Origin of the sequence: Nonomuraea terrae, assembly GCF_004348995.1 — a bacterium.
Lineage (GTDB): Bacteria > Actinomycetota > Actinomycetes > Streptosporangiales > Streptosporangiaceae > Nonomuraea > Nonomuraea terrae.
In genome coordinates, this window is sequence record NZ_SMKQ01000079.1 from 1 (window position 1) to 19,942 (window position 19,942).

General features: G+C 72.4%; 24 protein-coding genes. 13 read left to right on the forward strand and 11 right to left on the reverse strand.

Annotated features, from left to right (window positions below):
- Positions 1-302: 302 nt before the first annotated feature.
- Positions 303-1,160, reverse strand: coding sequence for a Gfo/Idh/MocA family protein (locus tag E1286_RS23915; RefSeq protein WP_132615681.1), 858 nt, complete (start codon positions 1,158-1,160; stop codon positions 303-305).
- A 104-nt stretch (positions 1,161-1,264) separates the two neighbouring features.
- Here E1286_RS23915 and E1286_RS23920 point away from each other — a divergent pair, with 104 nt between their 5' ends.
- Entirely contained in the window at positions 1,265-1,852 is a 588-nt protein-coding gene (locus E1286_RS23920) for a histidine phosphatase family protein (protein ID WP_132615682.1), read from the forward strand.
- Between the two features lie 10 nt (positions 1,853-1,862).
- Here E1286_RS23920 and E1286_RS23925 read toward each other — a convergent pair whose 3' ends face one another.
- From E1286_RS23925 to E1286_RS23945, 5 genes are all read right to left on the reverse strand, one after another.
- The gene (locus tag E1286_RS23925) at positions 1,863-2,126 is read right to left on the reverse strand and encodes a sigma factor (RefSeq protein WP_165969883.1); all 264 of its coding nucleotides are present in this window, start codon (positions 2,124-2,126) and stop codon (positions 1,863-1,865) included.
- Complete coding sequence (locus E1286_RS23930; RefSeq protein WP_132615684.1) at positions 2,126-3,007, reverse strand: maleylpyruvate isomerase family mycothiol-dependent enzyme; 882 nt, start codon at positions 3,005-3,007, stop codon at positions 2,126-2,128. The genes E1286_RS23925 and E1286_RS23930 overlap by 1 nt, the downstream gene beginning before the upstream one ends.
- Before the next feature lie 154 nt (positions 3,008-3,161).
- A complete protein-coding gene (locus E1286_RS23935; protein ID WP_132615685.1) occupies positions 3,162-3,419 on the reverse strand; it encodes a 3'-5' exonuclease family protein in 258 nt (85 codons plus the stop codon).
- Between the two features lie 88 nt (positions 3,420-3,507).
- Complete coding sequence (locus E1286_RS23940; RefSeq protein ID WP_132615686.1) at positions 3,508-3,744, reverse strand: DUF397 domain-containing protein; 237 nt, start codon at positions 3,742-3,744, stop codon at positions 3,508-3,510.
- Positions 3,745-4,566 (reverse strand): helix-turn-helix domain-containing protein, encoded by an 822-nt coding sequence (locus tag E1286_RS23945; protein WP_132615726.1) that lies wholly within the window; start codon positions 4,564-4,566, stop codon positions 3,745-3,747. It abuts the gene before it with no gap.
- Positions 4,567-4,796: 230 nt separating this feature from the next.
- Between E1286_RS23945 and E1286_RS23950 the strand changes: the two genes are divergently transcribed.
- Positions 4,797-5,291, forward strand: coding sequence for an ATP-binding protein (locus tag E1286_RS23950; RefSeq protein WP_132615687.1), 495 nt, complete (start codon positions 4,797-4,799; stop codon positions 5,289-5,291).
- A gap of 77 nt (positions 5,292-5,368) precedes the next feature.
- Positions 5,369-7,786 carry a helicase-associated domain-containing protein gene (locus E1286_RS23955; RefSeq protein WP_132615688.1) on the forward strand — a complete coding sequence of 806 codons (2,418 nt, stop codon included), beginning with the start codon at positions 5,369-5,371 and terminating at the stop codon, positions 7,784-7,786.
- On the opposite strand, the gene E1286_RS23960 is transcribed toward E1286_RS23955, so the two are convergent.
- A complete protein-coding gene (locus tag E1286_RS23960) occupies positions 7,780-8,790 on the reverse strand; it encodes an ABC transporter substrate-binding protein (RefSeq protein WP_132615689.1) in 1,011 nt (336 codons plus the stop codon). The two genes, E1286_RS23955 and E1286_RS23960, sit on opposite strands and share 7 nt — an antisense overlap.
- Before the next feature lie 86 nt (positions 8,791-8,876).
- On the opposite strand from E1286_RS23960, the gene E1286_RS23965 reads away from it, so the two are divergent.
- From E1286_RS23965 to E1286_RS23975, 3 genes are read left to right on the forward strand one after another with little or no spacing between them, the layout of a single operon-like run.
- A complete protein-coding gene (locus tag E1286_RS23965; RefSeq protein WP_132615690.1) occupies positions 8,877-9,971 on the forward strand; it encodes a FecCD family ABC transporter permease in 1,095 nt (364 codons plus the stop codon).
- Positions 9,968-10,975: a FecCD family ABC transporter permease gene (locus E1286_RS23970; protein ID WP_132615691.1), complete on the forward strand. Its 1,008-nt coding sequence runs from the start codon at positions 9,968-9,970 to the stop codon at positions 10,973-10,975. The genes E1286_RS23965 and E1286_RS23970 overlap by 4 nt, the downstream gene beginning before the upstream one ends.
- The gene (locus tag E1286_RS23975) at positions 10,975-11,817 is read left to right on the forward strand and encodes an ABC transporter ATP-binding protein (RefSeq protein ID WP_425464768.1); all 843 of its coding nucleotides are present in this window, start codon (positions 10,975-10,977) and stop codon (positions 11,815-11,817) included. The genes E1286_RS23970 and E1286_RS23975 overlap by 1 nt, the downstream gene beginning before the upstream one ends.
- A 37-nt stretch (positions 11,818-11,854) precedes the next feature.
- On the opposite strand, the gene E1286_RS23980 is transcribed toward E1286_RS23975, so the two are convergent.
- Complete coding sequence (locus tag E1286_RS23980) at positions 11,855-13,111, reverse strand: ArgE/DapE family deacylase (protein WP_132615692.1); 1,257 nt, start codon at positions 13,109-13,111, stop codon at positions 11,855-11,857.
- 61 nt (positions 13,112-13,172) lie between these two features.
- Between E1286_RS23980 and E1286_RS23985 the strand changes: the two genes are divergently transcribed.
- Entirely contained in the window at positions 13,173-14,084 is a 912-nt protein-coding gene (locus E1286_RS23985) for an endonuclease/exonuclease/phosphatase family protein (RefSeq protein ID WP_132615693.1), read from the forward strand.
- On the opposite strand, the gene E1286_RS23990 is transcribed toward E1286_RS23985, so the two are convergent.
- Positions 14,071-14,643, reverse strand: coding sequence for a DUF1349 domain-containing protein (locus E1286_RS23990; protein WP_132615694.1), 573 nt, complete (start codon positions 14,641-14,643; stop codon positions 14,071-14,073). The genes E1286_RS23985 and E1286_RS23990 overlap by 14 nt on opposite strands.
- Before the next feature lie 93 nt (positions 14,644-14,736).
- Here E1286_RS23990 and E1286_RS23995 point away from each other — a divergent pair, with 93 nt between their 5' ends.
- Positions 14,737-15,057, forward strand: a complete 321-nt coding sequence (locus E1286_RS23995) for a GroES family chaperonin (RefSeq protein WP_132615695.1) — start codon at positions 14,737-14,739, stop codon at positions 15,055-15,057.
- A gap of 5 nt (positions 15,058-15,062) precedes the next feature.
- Here E1286_RS23995 and E1286_RS24000 read toward each other — a convergent pair whose 3' ends face one another.
- Positions 15,063-15,512, reverse strand: a complete 450-nt coding sequence (locus E1286_RS24000) for a TIGR02611 family protein (protein ID WP_246075071.1) — start codon at positions 15,510-15,512, stop codon at positions 15,063-15,065.
- 165 nt (positions 15,513-15,677) lie between these two features.
- Between E1286_RS24000 and E1286_RS24005 the strand changes: the two genes are divergently transcribed.
- The 3 genes from E1286_RS24005 to E1286_RS24015 are packed head-to-tail and all read left to right on the forward strand — an operon-like array spanning position 15,678 to position 17,605.
- On the forward strand, positions 15,678-16,589 hold the full coding sequence (locus tag E1286_RS24005) for a phosphotriesterase family protein (RefSeq protein WP_342776251.1): 912 nt from the start codon (positions 15,678-15,680) through the stop codon (positions 16,587-16,589).
- 54 nt (positions 16,590-16,643) lie between these two features.
- On the forward strand, positions 16,644-17,036 hold the full coding sequence (locus E1286_RS24010; RefSeq protein WP_132615698.1) for a PPOX class F420-dependent oxidoreductase: 393 nt from the start codon (positions 16,644-16,646) through the stop codon (positions 17,034-17,036).
- Positions 16,994-17,605, forward strand: coding sequence for a P-loop nucleotide/nucleoside kinase family protein (locus tag E1286_RS24015; protein ID WP_246075072.1), 612 nt, complete (start codon positions 16,994-16,996; stop codon positions 17,603-17,605). The genes E1286_RS24010 and E1286_RS24015 overlap by 43 nt, the downstream gene beginning before the upstream one ends.
- Here the strand turns inward: E1286_RS24015 and E1286_RS24020 are convergent, their stop codons facing one another.
- On the reverse strand, positions 17,606-18,385 hold the full coding sequence (locus E1286_RS24020; RefSeq protein ID WP_223190307.1) for a putative hydro-lyase: 780 nt from the start codon (positions 18,383-18,385) through the stop codon (positions 17,606-17,608).
- 69 nt (positions 18,386-18,454) lie between these two features.
- Here E1286_RS24020 and E1286_RS24025 point away from each other — a divergent pair, with 69 nt between their 5' ends.
- Both E1286_RS24025 and E1286_RS48045 read left to right on the forward strand, forming a co-directional pair.
- A complete protein-coding gene (locus tag E1286_RS24025; protein WP_132615699.1) occupies positions 18,455-19,774 on the forward strand; it encodes a sodium:solute symporter family transporter in 1,320 nt (439 codons plus the stop codon).
- Positions 19,771-19,932 carry a hypothetical protein gene (locus tag E1286_RS48045; protein WP_165969885.1) on the forward strand — a complete coding sequence of 54 codons (162 nt, stop codon included), beginning with the start codon at positions 19,771-19,773 and terminating at the stop codon, positions 19,930-19,932. The genes E1286_RS24025 and E1286_RS48045 overlap by 4 nt, the downstream gene beginning before the upstream one ends.
- Positions 19,933-19,942 lie beyond the last annotated feature (10 nt).

The window sequence follows — 19,942 nt, forward strand, 5'->3', positions numbered from 1 at the left end:
AGGCTGCGGTGCCGCCCTGGCCGCAGCCGGCCAGGAGAAGCGTTCCCAGCAGCGCGCCCGCGAAGGCCGTGCGTACGGGCCTCACGAGAAGTCCTTTCACACTGTCGGAACCGAGAGACCCGCATGAAGCGACGGATCACCCTTTTCCACGAGGGATGATGACGTCAGCGCAGAGGCAGGCGACCTGGCTTTAGACAGTTGCGGGACAGCGCCGGACTCGCACCGGACTTCGCTGCGCCCTGCGCATCGGACAAACGTTATCAATGCCCGTGAACCCTCCGACGTCAAGGGGCCTGGCGGGGTCAGGACGTGAGCTGGGCCTCCGCCTCTGCGATGACCTGCTGCAGCCGAAGACCGTGGGCCGCGTCGAGCGAGTGGCCGCCGCCGTCGCGTACGGTCCTGGCGAACTCCTCGGCCACCGTCGCCAGGGCGTCGCCCCGGACGGCCGGGAGCACGGCGCTGCCGGTGCGGCCGTACACCGCGACGGTGGAGGGCGGCGGGTCGCCGGCGGTGGCCATGCACAGGGACGCCTCGCTGACGGCGCCGCCCTCGTGTTCGAGCAGCAGGCCGGTCCAGCCGAGCGGGTTGCCGTGCGCGCGTACGCCGGTCACCGGGCCCAGGGCGGCGCCGAGCAGGTCGATCACGTGCGGGCCGACGTCGAGCAGCGCGCCGTGCCGCAGGCGCCAGGGGGTGGCGAAGGGATGGTCGCCGAGCAGGACGTTGGAGACGTTCGCGGCGTGGCCGCCGAACGGGGCGATCTCGGCGCAGCGGGCCAGGAAGTCGCGGGTCTCCTGGGCGTAACGCAGGGTGAGCACCATCTGGGACGCGACTCCGGACTCGGCGACCGCGTCGGCCACCCGCCGGGCGCCCTCCAGGGTGTCGGCGAGGGGCTTCTCCAGCAGCAGCGCCTTGCCCGCGCGGGCGGCCCGCACGGCGTACTCGGCCTGCACGGCGGGCGGGACGCAGAACGCCACGGCCTCGCAGTGGTCGAACAGCTCCTCGATCCGCGTGAACACCGGGGCGCCCAGCTCCGCGGCGCTCTCGGGCCTGCGCCCCCATACCCCGGCCAGCCGCGTGTGCGGCCCCTTGGCCAGCATCGGCGCGTGCGCCATCCGTGCCCACGGCCCCGCTCCCACCAGTCCGACCGCCACCGGCTCCATCCATCCTCCTCAAACGCCTCGAAACCACACCATAAGGGAGAGATCGCCACACTTGGTGGTACCTGGGGGCGCTGTGGGGTCGGCGGTGCCGGATGATGGGACGCATGAACGAGATGCTGCTGCTCCGGCACGGAGAGACCGAGTGGAGCAAGGCGGGCAGGCACACGGGCCGCACCGACCTGCCTTTGACGGAGCACGGCGAGGAGCAGGCCAGGGCGCTGGCGCCGCTGGTGAAGGAGCCGTTCGACCTGGTGCTGGTCTCCCCCGCCCAGCGGGCCCGGCGTACGGCGGAGCTGGCGGGCCTGACGGACTACCAGGTGGACGCCGACCTGTGGGAATGGGACTACGGCGGTTATGAGGGGATCACCACGCCGGACATCCGCAGGACGCGGCCCGGCTGGTATCTGTGGCGTGACGGCGTGATCCCCGGCGACACCGAGCACCCGGGCGAGAGCGCCGCCGAGGTGGCCGTACGCGCCGACCGGGTGATCGAGCGGGCCCGGGCGACCGAGGGCAGGGTGGCGCTGGTGGCGCACGGTCACTTCCTACGCGTGCTGGCCGCCCGGTGGCTGCGCCTGGCCCCCGAGGAGGGCCGGCTGCTCAAGCTCGACACGGGCACCTACTCGCGGCTCGGCTTCGAGCACGCCGAGCCGGTGCTCACCGCCTGGAACGCCCCCGTGACCTGCGCCTAGCGATGACCGGTCACCCGACCTTCGCGCGGCGGGCCGATTCGTGCAGGGCACGGCCGACCAGCCAGCCGCGTAACGAGCCCAGGCCGGGATCGTAGGAGGAGGGCCGCTCCCAGAGGGCGACGAACACGTTCTGGGTGACCTCCTCGGCGTACGCCCGGCTGCCCGTGATCGCGACGGCGACGCCGTACACGTACGGGCCGTGGCGGTCGTAGGCGTCGGCGAGCGCGTCGAGGTCGCCGGCGGTCAGACGGGCGCGCAGTTCCCTGTCGCTCATCAGTCGCATCCCAGCGTCGCGGCGGCGCGGATCAGGTCACGGGCGAGGGCGGGGTCGCCCTCGGCGGCGTACGGGAAGGACCCGGGCGGCCACCGGTTGCCCAGCAGCCGGCAGAACTCGACGGCGTCGGCCGAGATCACCACGGCGACGTGGTCGGAGGCGGGCGAGAGCGGGACCGTCCAGCTGCCGCCCCCCGGGCCGGTGAGCACCATCGTGGCCGAGACGTCCCGCCGGGGGCCCTTCATGGCACGCGGCAGCAGCGCCAGGCCGAACTCGATGATCATGTGCACGTGCTCGGGGCGGGGCGGCGACGCGGTGCGGTCGGTGGCGGCCCTGATGTCGTCGGCGTGCGTCCACGTCTCGAACGTGCGCTGGATCAGGGCCTGCCGCAGCGGCGCGCGGGCCGGACGCGGCCCGGCCAGCGCCACCTCGACGCCCAGCAGCACCTCGCTGCTGCCCGAGACGCGCTCCAGCAGGGAGCCGGCCTGCTCGCGCCAGCGGCGGTGGACCGTGGCCGCCGCCGTGTCGGGCACGCCCATGAACGCGGCCACGGCGGCGTCGTTGGCGACCAGATGCTCGACGAGCGCCCTGACGGTGCCGTGCCTGGGGATCGGGGCGTCCCACTGGGGCTCGCTGAGGTCCTTCAGCAGGTCGTCCATGAGCGCCACCTGCTCGGCGTACGGCGCCGCGACGGACGACACGGCGAGGACGGCGGGGCTGCGGCGGCGGCGCGCCAGGGACAGCACCGCGTCACGCATCGTGGGGGGTGGCTCGGCCGGTGTCTCCGGCCGGTCGAGGAGCGCGGCGGCCGCGCGGCAGTCGGGGCACGAGGCGACGTGCTCGTCGGGGCTCTGCCCGTTGTAGAGGTACAGGTCCGTCATGGCGACCTCCGCACCCTCGGCTGACCCCGGCGGGTCCGCCCGCGGGCGGCGACGGCCGGGGAGGGGTGTCAGAAGCGTCTCACGACGGCGGCCTTCCGGGTAGTCGCGTATTTCCACCACCGGCCAGGTGGGCGGCCGGTGGCGGGCCGGGTGGTCAGGCCAGGGCCTGGGCGGGCTGCGGGCCCCGCCCCGTGAGCCACTCCAGGACCTTGCGGTGCCCGCTGGTGGCGTCCTCGAAGTGGCCCCAGTGCCAGTAGCGCGGCTGGTCCCGGATGCCGGTCACCCAGGTCCGGTAGGAGACGGAGGCCCCCGAGGTCGCGGGAGCCACGCCGTAGGTGCGGATCACGACCTTGCCGCCCGGTGCGAACAGCACGTCGTCGGCGATCGGATACAGGGTCATCTGGTCGAGCATGACTCCGATCCTCGCCTGGGGACGAGGCCGGGCGGTTACGCCTCCGGCGCGCCGCCGTTAAGCGGCCGCGCCGGAGGTTAACACCCGGTTAAACGAGGAGGCCGTCGAACTCTCCGTCCTTCACTCCGAGCACCAGGGCCCGGATCTCGTCACGGGTATAGATGAGGACAGGGCCGTCGGGGAAGCGTGAGTTGCGCACCGCGATGCCACCGTCGGGAAGCTCCGCGAGTTCCACGCAGTTGCCCTGCGAGTTGCTGTAGCGGCTCTTGCGCCAGGAGACCTGCGTCAGGTCCGCGGCCGGCATTCCGTTGTAGGTCTGGTTCATCTACATCTTTCTGAGAAGACCGCCGATGAGCTCGACGGTGCCCCCTGGCGTGGTGCTCTCCACGCACAGTTGCTCCATGGCGGTGAGGTACGGGTCGACGTCCTCACGCTTGTCCAGGTACAGGGCACCCCAGAGCTGCTCGACGTAGACAACGTCCGACAAGTCGGACTCGGGAAACCGCAAGATGCTGAACGCGCCCCCTTCAGCAGCGTGTTTGCCGAACTTGAAGGGCATCACCTGAATGGTGATGTTGGGAAGAGCGGCGACTTCCAGCAGGTGCTGGAGCTGTTCGGCCATGACCTCCCGCCCGCCGATGATCCGCTTGAGCGCCGCCTCGTCGATGACGGCCCACAGACGGGGTCCGTCTTTCCGGGTGAAGCGCTCCTGACGCTGCATGCGCAGATGCACACGGCGTTCGATTTTGTCCGGACTCTCATCGGGGTTGCCCAGCTCGATGACCGAGCGCGCGTACGCGGCCGTCTGCAGCAGGCCGGGCACGAACTGCACCTCGTAGGTGCGGATCACGCTCGCCGCCTCCTCGAGGCCGATGTACGTGGTGAACCATGACGGCAGCTCGGCGGAGTACTTGTGCCACCACCCGGGGGTGTTGGCCTCGCGCACCATCTCCAGCAGGGCACGGCGTTCGGCGTCGTCGACGACGCCGTACAGGGTGAGGAGGTCTTCCACGTCACGTGTCTTGAAGCCCACGCGGCCGAGCTCCATGCGGCTGATCTTGGACTCGGACGCCCGGATGTGAAATCCGGCCTGTGCCCGGTCGAGACCGCTGGCTTCGCGCAGGCGCCTGAGGCTCGCCCCCAGCATGATGCGCCTTACGGTCGAACCGGAACCGGGCGGATCAATGGACACGTGCAGCTCCTTGGTCGTTTCCTTGCCAAACAGTCTGTCACTTCACGGCCGGAAGATCATGGGCCGCGGACAAGATCCCCTTTCCCCCATATTGACCATTTGAGGCAAACCGTAGCGTGTACAGGGGTTGGCTGCACGTGCATTCGCTCTTGCACCTGCACGAGAGTTTGACGCAGAATGATCACGTGCAATCCACCACGGCCCACGGCCAGTGGACAACGTTCGATTGGTGGCCTCCAGTCGGCTGGTGGCCGGAAGCGGCCCTCGACCTCGTCGTCCCGGGCCCGTCCGCCAGCGCCACGTTCGTGCTCCCGCCCGCGGCTTCCTCGGTTCACACCGCCCGCAGCTTCAGCGCGGGCACACTGACGGGCTGGGGCCTCGGCGAGCTGATCGAGAACATGGAGCTGGTGGTCTCCGAGCTCGCCACCAACGCGCTGCGCCACGGCCTGTGCCTGGACGACCCGCGCCGCGAGCGCACCGTCCACATGTCCCTCGTACGCCGGGGGCCGCTCGTCACGAGCGCCTTCACCGATCCCGGGTCCTCGGTGCCCGTGCTGCGATACCCTGGCCCCCTTGACACCGGCGGCCTCGGCCTCCACATCGTCGAATCGCTCAGCCTCCGCTGGGGCTGGTCCGCCCTCGCACCCCACGGAAAGATCGTCTGGGCAGTCCTCTCCTGACGGGGGTGATCTGCATTACCGTGGATGCTCATGGCTCACGGTGAGTCCCGCGCGCGACCCCATGAGAGTGCTGACAGATGGAAGATCACCTGCTCGGCTGGCTACGCACCCTAGACGAAGACAGGCTCGGTCGCATCCTCGCGAACCGGCCCGACGCCATCGCCGCTCCCTGGCCCAGGCGGCTCGACACCCTGGCCCAGCGGCTCTCCAACGGTTTCGCCGTGATGGAATCCCTGCGCGGTCTGCCCCTGCCGTGCCTGCAACTCGCCGAGACCGCCCTGGCCATGACCCGCCCGACGCCCGAGAGCCTGGCCGCGTTCCTCGACGCGCCGGTCGACGACGTCACCCCCTGGCTCGAACACCTCTACGACCACGCCCTCGCCTGGCCCGGCGACGGGAGGGTGATCCACCTCGCGGAGGGCGTGACCCGCTGGTGGGCCTCGCCGCTCGGCCTGGGCGAGCCGCTTGAGCACTACCTCAACTCCTGGTCGATCAGCAACGACGCGCTGCAGGCCCTCGCGCGCAACCTGGGGCTGCCGGCGCAGGGCAACAAGCGCCGCGCGATCGCCAGGGCCGTCGAGGCGCTCGGCGACGGCGAGCGCGTCAGGTCGCTGGTGAGCCAGGCCCCCGACGGCACCGTCGCGCTGCTGGAACGCTTCGCCTGGCAGGGCCCCACGCTCGACGTCGACGGCGGCCGGTTCGTCACCCCCGGCACCCCCGAGCGCTGGTGCGCCGACCACGGCCTGCTGTTCCGGCCGAGCTGGCACGTCGGCGAGATCCCCCGCGAGATCGCGCTGGCCCTGCGCGGCCCCGGCTACCACCCGCCGTTCCGGCCGGTGGCGCCCGAGGTGGCCACGATCCCGGTCGACCCCGAGGAGGTCGACCACCTGATGACGCTGGCCGCCCCTCACGTGGTCGAGCGGTGCGCGGCCCTGCTCGACAACACCTCCAAGACGCCGCTGCCGCTGCTCAAGACCGGCGGCGTCGGCGTACGCGAGGTCCGCAGGGTCGCCAAGGAGACCGGCTGCGACGAGGACGAGACGCGCCTGCTGCTGGAGGTCTGCGCGGTGGCCCGGCTGCTGGCCTGGGACGAGCAGTCCGGCGGCATGATCCCGACCGAGCGCTTCGACCGCTGGCGGCTCGACGAGGGCTCCGCCCGGCTGCGGGTGCTGCTGGCGGCCTGGTGGCGGATGGAACGCTCGTCGCTGCGCAGGATCGACGGCAAGTACGGCACCGTGCTCGGCGACGACCCGGCGGGCGGCACCGTCGCGCGGGTGCGCCGGGCGGTGCTGTCGGCGCTCGCCCAGCTGCCCTCCGGCACGGCCTTCGCCGACCGCGACAGCCTCGTCGCCAACGTCCACTGGCACGCGCCGCTCATCGACCTGCCGCTGCTGCGCGCGTGCGCGCCGGCGGTGCTCGACGAGGCCAGGCTGCTCGGCCTGCTGGCCAACAACGCGCTCACCGACCTCGGCCGGGCACTGGCCGGGCTGACGGCCAAGCCAGGCGACGAGAACGACGACGCGGTTCCCACGGTCGAGCACGACCCCACGCTGGTCGAGGCGGCCACCCGCGCACTGGCCAGCGTCCGCCGCAGCGCGCTGTTCGGGCCCGACCTGACCGCGGTCGTCACCGGGCCGCCGTCGGCCGAGCTGGCGGCGCTGCTCGACCGGGTCGCCGAGCGCGAGTCGCGCGGCGCGGCCTCGGTGTGGCGTTTCACGACCGAGAGCGTGCGCCGGGCGCTCGACCGCGGCCACGACGCCGACGAGCTGCTCGACGAGCTGGCCACCGTCGGCACGATCCCCCAGCCGCTGGAATACCTGGTCCGCGACACCGCCCGGCGGCACGGCGAGGTGACCGTCACCACGGTCGGCTGCGTCGTCCAGGCCGCCGACACCGGGCTGCTGGCCGAGATCGCCGCCCACCGTCGCCTGGGCCGGCTGGGCCTGCGGCTGCTCGCCCCGACGGTGCTGGTGAGCGCGACGCCGGCCGACCGCACGCTCGCCGCGCTGCGCGAGGTCGGCTACTCGCCGGTCCCCGTCGCCGACACCGGTGAGATCACCATCCACCGGGCCAGGGCCGAGGAGCCCGGCCACGGCAAGCTCATCCTGCTGCCCGGCGGGCAGGTGGTCGAGCTGTCCGACTTTCCCGGTCTGGAGGTGGAGCCGCCGCCCCACGTGCTGGCCGAGCCGCCGCCCGACCCGTACGAGCACGCCCGCCGCCTCCTGTCCGCGAGCAGGCAGGACGACGGCAAGAACGGGCGCACGTGGGCGGTCATCGGCCGGGTGGCGACCCGGCTGCCGACGGCCCAGCAGTCGCTGCTGGGTTTCGTCGTCGACCGGGGCGTGCGTGCCGGCATCACGCTGAGCGACGGGCTGACGGCCACGATCAGCCACGGCGAGCTGCGGGGCGGCGCGCTCGACGCCTGGTGCGAGGAGGCCGGCGACTACCTGGAGTTCCCGCTCGCCGAGATCGTCGAAGTCCGCGGCGCTTACTGAAGGGGCTCGGCCTTCTTCAGGTTCGCCACGATGTTCTCCAGGAAGTCCGCGTAGCCGTGGTAGCTGAACGGCGCCTCGGCGGACCACGGGTAGAGCTGGCCGGCCTCGACCGCGGGGAGCTTGGCGAAGGTCGGCTTCTTCATCATCTCCTCGGGCTTGAGCGCCTGCGTCCGGGTGTCGTAGAGGATCACGTCGGCGTCGTAGGCGTCGGCGTTCTCCCAGCTGAGCGTCTGGAAGAAGCCGCCCTCGTCCACCTTGTCGGGCTCGACGACGTTGAGGCCGGCGTCGACGAGGTGCACGATGTCGGGGTACTCCGGCGGGTTGACGACCCAGAACGCGTCCGCGCCGCCCGAGACCATGAGGATCCGCAGGTCCTTGAACCGGGCGAGCTCCTTGGTGGCCGCCTCCATGCGGGCCTTGGCCTCGGGCACGCCCTCCATGCCGGCGCCGAGGGACCGGGCGAGCCGCTCGTACGTGCCGATGACGTCCAGGGCGCTGCGGCCGGTCAGCATGACGCCGGCGGTCGGGGCGACCTGCTCGATGGTGTCCTTCGACTTCTCGGGGACGTACCAGAGGGTGCCCTTCTCGTACATGCTGCTGACGAGGAGGTCGGGCTGGAGTGAGATGTACTTCTCGACGTTGAACTCGTCCCACACGTTGCCGAGGCCCTCGACCTTGGTGATGTCGACGTTGCCCACCTGCGGGTCCCTGCTGCCGTCGGCGAGCTTGTGCGGGCCGAAGACGGCGATGGGGCGCACGCCGAAGTCCCACAGCGCGGCGGCCGAGCCCACCTGGGCGACGATCCTGGCGGGCGGCTCCGGCCGCTCCACCTTCTTGCCGCGGTCGTCGGTGAACGACCAGGCTCCGGCCGAGGCGCCGGCGGATCCCGACGCGGCGGGGGCCGCGGTGCCGCCGCCGTCGCCGCAGGCCGCCAGAGTCAGGGCCGCCGCGAGTCCCGCCGCGCCCGCCAGGAAGCCCCTGCGAGGCATTACCGGTCCCGACATCTCCAACTCCTAAGGTTAGGCTTGCCTGATTACTGGGGCATTAGATTAGCCTTGCCTAAGTTTGACCGCTAGAGAGAGGGGGCCGGGTGCGCCCGCCACAGGACACGGCCGGCGCCGGACGGCCCGCCGCGGTGGACACCGCGGGTGACACGGCATCCGACGGGGACGGCGGTGGGCGCACGGGGCGCCCCGCGGTCCTGGTCACGGGGCTCGTCGTGACGGCCGTCGTGCTGGCCCTGGTCGCGCTCGCCGGCGTGGCCCTCGGCGCGCGCTCGGTGTCGTTCGGGACGGTGATCGACGCCTTCCTGGCCCCCGACGGCTCCAACGACCACACGGTGATCCGCGAGCTGCGCGTCCCGCGTACGCTGCTCGGCCTCGGGGTGGGCGCCACGCTCGGCCTGGCCGGGGCGCTCATGCAGAGCCTGACCCGCAACCCGCTGGCCGACCCGGGGCTGCTCGGCATCAACGAGGGCGCCGCGCTCGGCGTCACGCTCGCGCTCGGCCTGTTCGGGCTGACCGACCCCACGGTGTACGTGTGGTTCGCCTTCGGCGGAGCCGCGCTGGCCTCCGTCGTCGTCTACGCCCTGGCCTCCTCCGGCCGCGCGGGCTCCAGCCCCGTACGGCTGACGCTGGCCGGGGTGGCGTTCGGCATGGTGTGCACGGCGGTGGCCCAGGCCATCCTGCGCATGGACACACAGACCTACGACCGGATGCGGTTCTGGCTGACCGGGTCGCTGGCCGGGCAGACGGCCGACACGCTGGTGCGGCTGGCGCCGTTCATGGCCGCCGGGCTGGTGCTCGGGCTGATGCTGGCCCGGCCGCTCAACATGCTGGCGCTCGGCGACGACGCGGGCCGGGCGCTCGGCGTGGCGGTGAACCGGACGCGGATCCTCACCGGGGTGGCGGTCACACTGCTGTGCGGGGCGGCCACCGCCGCCGCCGGGCCGCTGTGGTTCGTCGGTCTCATCGTGCCGCACGCCGTGCGCGCCGTGGTGGGTCCCGACCAGCGGTGGGTGCTGCCGTACTCGGCGCTGGCCGCGCCGGTGCTGCTGCTCGCCGCCGACGTGGCAGGCCGGCTGATCGCCCGGCCAGGAGAGGTGCAGGTGGGCATCGTGTGGGCGGTGATCGGCGCGCCGATCTTCATCATGATGGCCAGGCGGAGGCGGGTGGCGGCGCTGTGACCGTGCGCTTCGGACCCTGGTCCGTACGGCTGGCGCCGCGCGCCCTGCTCGTCGGCGTCGTGCTCCTCGTCGTGGGCTTCCTGGTCACGGTGGCGGCGCTGGCGACGGGCGAGTTCACCGTGCCGGTGCCGGACATCGTCGGCGCGCTCTTCGGCCAGGGCACACCGGTCGCCGAGCTGATCGTCAGCCGGCTGCGGGCGCCGCGCGTGGTGACGGGGCTGCTGGTCGGGGCCGCGTTCGGGCTGAGCGGCGCCATCTTCCAGAGCCTCACCAGGAACCCGCTCGGCAGCCCCGACTTCATCGGCTTCACCGCCGGCGCCTCCACGGGCGGCATCATCGCGGTGATCGCGGGTGGCTCGGCCATGGTGATCGCCGGCGGCGCGCTGGCCGGGTGCGTGGTGACGGCGGCCCTCGTGTACGCCCTCGCCTACCGCGGCGGGGTGGCGGGCTACCGGCTCGTGCTGGTCGGCATCGGGGCGAACGCGCTGCTGCTCGCGGTCAACTCGTACCTGCTGACCCGGGCCAACATCAACGACGCGGCGACCGCGGCGGCCTGGCTGACCGGCAGTCTCACCGGGCGCGGCTGGGACCACGCCGGGCCCGTGGCACTGGCGCTGCTCGTGCTGGTGCCGGTCTGCGTGGCCATCGCCCGGCCGCTGCGGATGATCGAGATGGGCGACGACGCGGCCAAGGCCATGGGCATCCCGGTCGAGACCGTACGCGCGCTGGCCATCGCGGCCGGCGTGCTGCTGTCCGGGGTGGCCACGGCCGCCGCCGGGCCCGTCGCCTTCGTGGCGCTCGCCGCGCCGCAGCTCGCCCGGCGGCTCACCCGTTCCGCCGGGGTGACCATGGGCGCCTCCGCGCTCATGGGCGCCGTGCTGCTGACCGCCGCTGACCTGGCGGCACAGCGGGTGCTCGCGCCCACCCAGTTGCCCGTCGGGGTGCTGACCGCCGCGATCGGCGGCACGTACCTCGTCCTGCTCCTGCGAAAGGACCGCCACTGATGGCCGCACCGATGACCGCGCCGAGCGCCGCACCGATCAATGGCGCCCGCCTGTCCGGCACCAGCCTCACGCTCGCCTACGACCAGCGCGTCGTGGCCACCGACCTCACCGTGGCGATTCCCGACGAGTCCTTCACCGTGATCATCGGCCCGAACGCCTGCGGCAAGTCCACCCTGCTGCGGGCGCTGGCCAGGATGCTCAAGCCCAAGACGGGAGCCGTGCAGCTCGACGGCAGCGTGATCACGTCGCTGCCGTCGAAGGAGGTGGCGCGGCGGCTCGGGCTGCTGCCGCAGAGCTCGATCGTGCCCGACGGCATCACCGTGGCCGACCTGGTGGCCCGTGGCCGCTACCCGCACCAGCGGCTCATGCGGCAGTGGTCGCGCGCCGACGAGACGGCCGTCGCCGACTCCATGCGAGCCACCGACGTGGCCGAGCTCGCCGACCGGATCGTGGACGAGCTGTCGGGCGGGCAGCGGCAGCGGGTGTGGCTGGCCATGGCGCTGGCGCAGGAGACGCCGATTCTGCTGCTGGACGAGCCGACCACGTTCCTGGACATCTCCCACCAGATCGAGGTGCTCGACCTCTGCGCCGACCTGCACGAGGCGGGCCGGACCATGGTGGCCGTGCTGCACGACCTCAACCAGGCCTGCCGGTACGCCACGCACCTCATCGTGATGCGCGACGGCGCGGTCGTGGCCCAGGGCGACCCAGGTGAGATCGTCACGCCGGAGCTGGTCCACGAGGTGTTCGACCTGCGCTGCGAGATCATCCAGGACCCGCAGTCGGGCACGCCGCTCATCGTCCCCGAGTCCCGCCGCCGCGTGCCCTCCCGGCCCGCCTGACCGGCGTTCAGTACGCGCCGCCGCGCCTGGTCCGCGCTCAGTAGGCCGCGCAGCGGCGTACGGCGAGCAGGGCCAGGGCGCGGGTGACGTCGTGCAGCTCCGTCAGGCTGACCTGCTCCCTGGGCGCGTGCGCGAAGCGCACGTCGCCGGGGCCGTAGTGCAGCGTCGGGATCCCGGCCGCGGTGTAGAGCCGAAGGTCGCTCCCGTACGGCGCCGCCGCCTGCGCGGGCCGCGTGCCCGTCACGTCGGCGACCGCGCGGCCGACCTCCTCCAGCAGCCTGTGCCCGGCGGGCAGCCGGCCGCTGGCGAACTGCCCTCCCGGCCACGTCACCACCGGCGGGTTGTCACGCAGCCACGGGTGCGCGACGCCCGCGACAGCCTCCTCGAACGCGGCCCGTGCGTCCGCCGGGTCCTCGTCCAGCCGCACCCCGAGCCGCCCCTCGGCGACCAGCAGGTCGGGCACGGTGCTGGCCCAGTCGCCCGCCCGCACGGTGCCGACCTCGATCGGGTAGGGCATCGCGTTGCCGGCGAAGAGCTCCGGCACGTCGCGGTTGCGCGCGGCCTCCAGGCGCCTGATCGCCTCGAACACCGGCCAGAACACCTCGATCGCGTTGACACCTTCGTACCGGGTCGCGCCGTGGGCGGCCTGCCCGGCGATCTCCAGCCGGAACGTCAGCGCGCCCGCGTTGGCCGTGATGACCGCACCGCTGGTCGGCTCGGTGATCACCGCCGCCTCGGCGGTGTGCCCCCTGTCCAGGGTGGCGAACGCGCCCAGCCCGCCGTCCTCCTCGCTGATCACGCAGTGCACGGCCAGCGGCCTGGCCAGCTTGACACCCGCCTGGGCGATGGCCCGCGCCACGGCCAGGTTGGCGACGAGGCCGGCCTTCATGTCGCACGCGCCCCTGCCGTGCAGCACGCCGCCGCTGATCCGGGCGGCGAACGGGTCGCTGCCCGCCCACTTGGCCAGGTCGCCGGTCGGCACGACGTCCACGTGGCCCTGCAGCGCCAGCGCGGGCATGCCCTCGCCACCGGGGGTGACGGCGACCACGCCGTAGCCCTCGCTCCGCGGGGCCTCCGTGCCGGGGAAGCCGGGACGCGCGGTCAGGTCGGCGAGATCGAGCTTCCAGACGTCGACGTCCATGCCGGCCTCGGTGAGCAGCCGGGCGAAACGGTGCTGGAGGTCGGACTCGGCGTCGGTACCGGTGACGCTGGGGACGCGTACGGTCTCGGCCAGCAGGTTGACGGTCTCGGCCGCGTCGAGCGCGTCGAGGACCCGGGCTTCCACGTCGTGCATGGCGATACCTTCTCATGAACGCCAACCCGGCTTTGTGGCGATACAGGGTGTGCGTACCTGGATGAGCTGGATCGTGGTGGTGCCGTTCGCGGTGTGGGCGGGGGTGCGGCTGAGCGGGTTCGAGCCCGGCTGGCCGTGGGTGCCGGCGGTGGCCGGTACGCCGTACGCGGCGGGCGCGGCGGCGGTCGCGCTGGTGCTGGCCTGTCTGCTCCGGCGGTGGGCGGCGGGGGCGGTGGCGCTGGCGTCGGTGCTGGCGATGGGGGCCGCGGTGCTTCCCCGGGCGCTGCCCGACCGTACCCCGGCCGCGCGGGGCCCGGTGCTGCGGGTGCTGGCCGCCAACCTCCTGGTGGGCAGGGCCGACACGGACGAGCTGATGGCCCTGGTGGCGCGGACCCGGCCCGACGTGCTGGCGCTGCAGGAGCTCACCCCTGCGGCCATGCGGCGGCTGGAGGCGGCGGGGCTGCGCCGTACGCTCCGGCACGCGGTCACCCGCCCGCTCAACGGCGTCGGCGGGTCCGCCGTCTACGCCCGCCACCCGCTCAAGGCCGGCAGGACCATCAACCTGGGCGGGTTCGGGCAGGCCAGGGCCTGGCTGACGCATCCCGGCGGAAGGCGCATCGAGATCGTCTCGGTGCACCCGTGCGCGCCCGGCCGCGCCGAGCGCCTGCCGTGCTGGCGAGCGGGCCTGGAGGCGCTGCCGCGCGGCGGCGACGAGCTGCGCGTGCTGGCGGGCGACTTCAACGCCACGCTCGACCACCTGCCGATGCGTGACCTGCTGGCCTCCGGCTACCAGGACGCGGCCGAGGTGACGGGGCGCGGGCTCCAGGTGACCTGGCCGCAGTGGTCGCGGCGGCCCGGCGTGACGATCGACCACGTGCTGGCGGACGCGCGGATGGCGGTGCGGGACTTCGCGGTCCTGCCGCTCCGGGGCACCGACCACCGCCCGATCTTCGCCGAACTCAGCCTTCCGTGAGCGGGCTCACCCGCAGGTCGGTGAAACGGACCGGGAAACCCTTGCCGACGGGTGCCGCGGCCATGGCGCCGGCCAGCGCCGGGCGTCCCGGCGGGAAGTAGGCCAGGCGGAGCATGTTCTCCGCCGGTTCGCCGTCGAGGCCGTAGCGGACGGTCACCGCGTCGCCGGCGCGCTCCAGGACGAACGTCGCCCGCCGCACCGGCCGGTCCAACGGCAGGACCGACCAGTCGGAGAACCGGCGGGTCACGACGGTGCTGAGGTGGAAGCCGCCGTCGACGTACTCGATCCCGGCCTTGATCCAGTCGTCCTCCCCGATCCTGAGCACGGCGCCGGCCTGGTCGTACTGCTCGGCGTACTCGCCGGAGAAGGTGAGCGACAGCCGCAGGTCGCCGCTGACCGTGCGGCCGAACATGTGGGCGGTGTCGTACGTGTAGCCGTAGTGGGTCCTGCGCCACAGGTCGGTGCCGGGTTCGCAGAACAGGCTCAGGCCGTCGTCGGCCGTCCATGCGCGGGGGGCGTTCAGCCATTGCCAGCCGGTTTCGCCGAAGGCCATGATCATGACGGCCATCCTGCCACGGGGTGGCGGCCCGGGTCAGCCGCCGATCATCGGTCGCGGGATCCCGGGCGTCCGGCTGCTCGTAAACTTGACCCCGTGGTAGAGCCCAAGTTCGAGATTCAGATGCTGCACGACCGGGTCATGATCCGCTTGGAGCGGGAGGCCGAGGAGCGCCGCAGCAGCTCCGGCATCGTCATCCCCGCGACGGTCAAGATGGCCAACCGGCTGTCGTGGGGCGAGGTCTGCGGCGTGGGCACGAACGTGCGCTCGGTCAAGGTCGGCGACAAGGTGCTGTTCAACCCGGAAGACCAGTTCGAGGTGGAGGTGCACGCGCAGACCTATCTCGTGATGCGCGAGCGCGACCTGCACGCCGTGGCCACCCAGGAGACCGACCACGGCACCGGCCTCTACCTCTGACCCCCTCAGATGTAGGCTCTGGCGATCGCGATGACGTCGAACCCCACGGTGCGCAGCCCGAAGTACACGATCACGGTGGCGACGACGGCCGTCACCGCGAGCACCACCACGCGCACCGTCCAGCCCTGACGCTTGTACCACTGCGTCCAGGCGTGCAGCGTGCGCTTGCCGAACTCCAGCACCTTGTGCGCCCAGTGGAACTCGGTCGCGAGCACGGCGAGACCGGCGAACACGATCAGCCATCCCGGCCCCGGGAACGGCACCATGACCAGCCCGCCCGCCACCATGAGGGTGCCGATGAGGCCAATCACGATCTTGAGCGTGAGCGCTCCCGCACGGGTGGATCGGATGCCGTCGAGCCAGCCCTGGATGCCGGTGCGGCGGCGGGGCATGTCGGAACGCCCGGCGGCGTCGTCTTTGATCACGTCGGCGTCGCCGATGTCGGAGTTCTTCACGTGCACATTTCCCCCCGCCGTCGGTGTGCCACCCAGGATACGGCCCGCTCCACCCAGCCACTTGCAGACGGCCAGCAAAGCGCCAAACCTCCTGAGAAGCAAAATTTCCTGCCCGAATGGGCTCTTTCCAGCAAACATCGGTTAATGTCTGTTATGCCCGAGGTTTTGCTCCGGACCGTTACCGGACCCGTACGCATGGCGGCCGTCGAGGCGGCGGTCCTCCCCCACGAGCACCTCCGTACCGACCTGCGCTGGGGTGTCGGGATCGACTCCGACCCGTACCGCTGGCTCGACGAGGAGGAGACCGTCACGGGAGAGCTGCGCGAGCTGCGGCTGTCCGGCCGGCTCGGGCTCGTGGTGGAGCTGACCTGCATGGGCATGGGCCGCGACGCCCCCGCGCTGGCCCGCATCGCCGCCTCCAGCCGGGTGCCGGTGATCGCCTCGACCGGGCTGTTCACCGAGCCGTTCACCGACGCCGGCGACCAGGACGTGGACACCCTCACCGCCCGCCTGATGGACGAGATCCTCAGCGGCGTGGACGGCACGGGCGTCTTCCCCGGCGTGATCGGCGAGGTCGGCTGCTGGGGCGCCGAGCCCACGGCGCGCGAGGAGCGCTGCCTGGTGGCCGCCGCCCGCGCGTCCCTGCGCTCGCGCCTGCCCGTCGCCACGCACGGAGCGAACGGCCTCGCGCTGCTGGAGATCCTGCTCGGCGAGAACCTGCCGGCCGCCCGGGTGGCCGTCGGCCACCCGGGCGGCAACCTGGGCGGCGACGTCGGCGCGGCCAGGAAGATCGCCGAGGCGGGCGCGTACGTGAGCCTGGGCCTGCTCGGCCTTGGCCCGGACCAGGCGGCCAGGATCGCGCTCGCCGTCATCGAGGACGGCCACGCCGACCGCCTGCTGGTCAGCACGGGCCTCAGCCGGGTGGCGCAGGTGCGCCGGTACGGCGGCCCCGGCTACGCCCACCTGTTCGACACGCTGCTGCCGCGCCTGCGCGAGGCGGGCGTGGACGACGACGTGATCCGCCGCGTCACGCACGACAACCCGCTGCGCTGGCTGACCGAGGGCCTTGCCTCTTGACGCCGCTCGACCCGGCTTGACCGCCACCGGCGTCAAGGTTGCAGAATCGGCGCCATGACGTTCACCCCAGCGGAACTCGACTATCTCGCCACCCAGCACCTCGGCCGCCTGGCCACCGTCGCGCCCGACGGCCAGGTGCAGAACAATCCGACCGGCTTCTTCGTGGACCCGGCGAGCGGCACGATCACGATCGGCGGGCACGCGCTGGGCGCGTCCAAGAAGTTCAGGAACATCCGGGCCGGGAGCACGGTGTCGTTCGTGGTGGACGACCTGGCCTCGGTCGACCCGTGGTCGCCTCGGGGCATCGAGATCCGCGGCACCGCGGTGGCGCTGACCGACCAGGAGCCGCCCGCGCCGTTCTTCTCCCGCGAGATCATCCGGATCACGCCCTCCAGGATCGTCTCGTGGGGGCTGGACGGGCCGCGCGCGAGCAGAGCGGTGTCGTGACGCCCGTCTGGGTGGTGAGCGGGCCGCCGGGGGCGGGCAAGTCGACGGTGGCGGCCGAGCTGCTCGCCCGCCTGTCCCCCGTGCCCGCCGTCCTCGACAAGGACACCGTGTACGGCGGCTTCGTCGCCGAGGTTCTGCGCGCCCACGGCCGCCCGGACGGCGAACGCGAGGGCCCCTGGTACGACGAGCACATAAAAAGGCACGAGTACGGCGGCCTCACCAGGATCGCCCGGCAGATCCGCGGGCACGGCTGCCCGGTGCTGCTGGACGGGCCGTTCACCACGCAGGTGCACCACGCCGGCCGGTGGGCGGAGTGGGTGGCGGAGCTGGGCGGCCCGCCGGTGCGGCTGGTGTGGGTGCGCTCCGACGGCCCGACGCTGCGCGAACGCCTCTCGGCCCGGGGGCTCGGGCGGGACACGGGCAAGCTCGCGGCCTTCGACGACTACCTGAGGAACATCCGGGTGGACGAGCCGCCGGCCGTACCGTGTCTGGAGATCGACAACCGGCGCGGAGCACCGCCGATCGGGCGGCAACTCACCGCGGCGGGCATCCCACCGCGCCGGCGGTAGTCATTCGACGCGGTAGTCGTCGTCCCGGGCGTCCAGGATGGCCATGTGGCCCGGCAGGTGGCCGATCGCGTAGTCGACGCCGCTGGCCAGCACCGCCGCCTGCGGTGTCACCCCGCACGCCCAGAACAGCGGCACCTCCCCCGGCCGCACCTCCACCGCGTCGCCGTAGTCGGGCCGGGCCAGGTCGCGGACGCCGATCGCGCCGGGGTCGCCGACGTGCACGGGCGCGCCGTGCACCATCGGGTAGCGGCCGGTCACCTCGACGGCCGTCTTCACCAGGTGCTCCGGCACCGGCCGCATCGACACGACCAGCGGCCCCGACAGGCTGCCGGTGGCCTCGCAGGGGACGTTCGTGACGTACATCGGCACGTTCACCCCCGCCTCCAGATGCCGCACCGGCACCCCCGCGGCCAGCAGCGCCCGCTCGAACGTGAAGCTGCACCCGATGAGGAACGGCACCAGGTCCGCACGCCACTCCCCGGCCACCTCGCCGAGATCCGCGACCGCCGCACCGTCGCGGTAGAGCCGATAGGCGGGCAGGTCGGTACGCAGGTCACCCGGGAACAACCGGGTGGACCAGGATCCCGGCTCCCCCACGTCGAGCACGGGGCACGCCTGCGGATTGCGATGGGCGAACAGCAGCAGCTCGTACCGCAGCCGCTTCGGCACGGCGATGAGATTGGCCTGCGTCCAGCCCCGGCACCAGCCAGCGGTCGGCACCCGCTCGCCGCTGCGGAAGCGCTCCCGCGCCTGCGCGGGGCTCAGGTCGGCGACGTCCACACCTCGACCCTATGACCGCGCCCGCTCCCCGGCCAGGCGTGACAGCGCGGTTTTCCTGGGTAGCGAAGTGTGCGCAGCGTGCCGGAGTTCCTGCGGCGGCGCTTCAACGGGGCCACGCAGTTATTGAACGCCGTCACGTTCGCGGTCGCGCAGATCCTCATCGCCGGAGTGAACCTCTACGCCCTCGCCCTGGTCATGGAGGCGCTGCTCGGCTGGCCGCTGCCGGTGTCGGTGGTCGTCTCGGCGGTGATCGTGCTGGCGTACATCACGCTCGGCGGGCTCTCCTCGGCGATCTACAACGAGGTGCTGCAGTTCTTCGTCATCCTCGCGGGGCTGATCCCGCTCACCGTGCTGGGGCTGATGCGCGTGGGCGGCTTCTCCGGCCTGGCCGAACGCGTACGCCAGAGCTCGCTCGGCGAGGGCGGCCTGCACACCTGGACGCACACGGCGGGCGAGAACCCCATGCAGGCGCACTGGATCGGGATCGTGTTCGGCCTCGGGTTCGTGTTGTCGTTCGGCTACTGGACGACGAACTTCGCCGAGGTGCAGCGCGCCCTGTCGGCCAGGAACACGAACGCGGCCCGGCTGACCCCCATCGTCGCCGCCTACCCGAAGATCCTCATCCCGCTGGTGACGGTGCTGCCCGGGACGATCGCGCTCGTGCTGTTCGGCGGGTGGGGCCAGAGTCGCGACTACAACGACGCGATCCCGCTGCTGATGCGCGACCTGCTGCCGAACGGCGTGCTGGGGGTGGCGGTGACCGGGCTGCTGGCGTCGTTCATGGCGGGGATGGCGGCGAACATCAGCGGGTTCAACACGGTGTTCACCAACGACATCTGGCAGGCTCACCTGCGTCCGGACCGCGGCGACCGCCACTACCTTCGGGTCGGCCGGGTCGCGACCGTGGCGGGCGTGGCGCTGGGTGTCGGCACCGCCTTCATCGCCGCCGGTTACTCGAACATCATGAACTACCTGCAGGCACTGTTCTCGTTCTTCAACGCGCCGCTGTTCGCCACCTTCATCCTGGGGCTGTTCTGGCGTCGGATGACGGCCTGGGCCGGGTTCTGGGGGCTGCTCGCCGGGACGGTGGCGGCATTCGCGTCGTACGTCTCGTACAAGGCGGGGCTGGTGAACTTCGGCACCGAGCTGAACGCCAGCTTCTGGGGCGCCGGCCTGGCCTTCGCCGTGAACGTGCTGGTGTCCGTGGCCGTCACGCTCGTCACCACGCGCAAACCCGACTCGGAGCTGCGCGGGCTGGTGTACGGGCTCAGCGCGGTGGACGTGGAGGACGACGCGCTGGCCGGGGACGCCCGCTGGTACCGCTCTCCCGTGCTGCTCGGCGCGGGCGCCGTCGCCCTGGCGGCCTTGATGTACGGAGTGATGCTGTGAGCGACATCCGCATGGTGATCGGCGGCCTGTTCCTGGTGTACGGCGTGATCCTGGTCGTCGCCGGCGCCTTCGGCGACGCCGTCAACCTGTGGACGGGCCTGGCCATGGCAGTATTCGGCGGCGCCTTCGTGGCCTGGTCCCGCATCCGCCGAATCTGAACCGGGACTC